Below are 680 nucleotides of genomic sequence, written 5' to 3' on the forward strand. Positions count from 1 at the left end.
ACGTTCTCACCAGCACGGCCTTCGTCCAGCAGTTTGCGGAACATTTCAACGCCAGTACAGGTTGATTTCGCAGTATCTTTGATACCAACGATTTCAACTTCTTCGCCTACTTTAACGATACCGCGCTCTACACGACCGGTTACTACAGTACCACGGCCGGAGATGGAGAATACGTCTTCGATAGGCAGCAGGAACGGCTTGTCAATCGCACGTTCTGGTTCCGGGATGTAAGAATCCAGGTAGCCAGCCAGTTCGATGATTTTCTCTTCCCACTGTGCTTCGCCTTCCAGCGCTTTCAGAGCAGAACCACGTACGATCGGGGTGTCGTCGCCCGGGAAATCGTACTGAGACAGCAGTTCACGAACTTCCATCTCTACCAGTTCCAGCAGCTCTTCGTCATCAACCATGTCGCATTTGTTCAGGAACACGATGATGTACGGAACGCCTACCTGGCGACCCAGCAGGATGTGCTCACGGGTCTGCGGCATCGGGCCGTCAGTCGCAGCAACAACCAGGATTGCGCCATCCATCTGAGCAGCACCGGTGATCATGTTTTTAACATAGTCGGCGTGGCCCGGGCAGTCTACGTGTGCGTAGTGGCGAGTCGGGGTGTCATATTCAACGTGGGAAGTGTTGATGGTGATACCACGAGCTTTTTCTTCCGGCGCGTTATCGATCTG

Annotated in this window: 1 protein-coding gene; it reads right to left on the minus strand. The window is 53.7% G+C overall.

Translation table 11 applies throughout. The features are described from left to right. Positions 1-680 (minus strand): GTP-binding protein (locus tag KW828_RS21640; protein WP_256350342.1); only part of this gene is annotated, 680 nt, incomplete at both ends.

Origin of the sequence: Enterobacter sp. ENT03 (assembly GCF_019218745.1) — a bacterium.
GTDB lineage: Bacteria > Pseudomonadota > Gammaproteobacteria > Enterobacterales > Enterobacteriaceae > Enterobacter_D.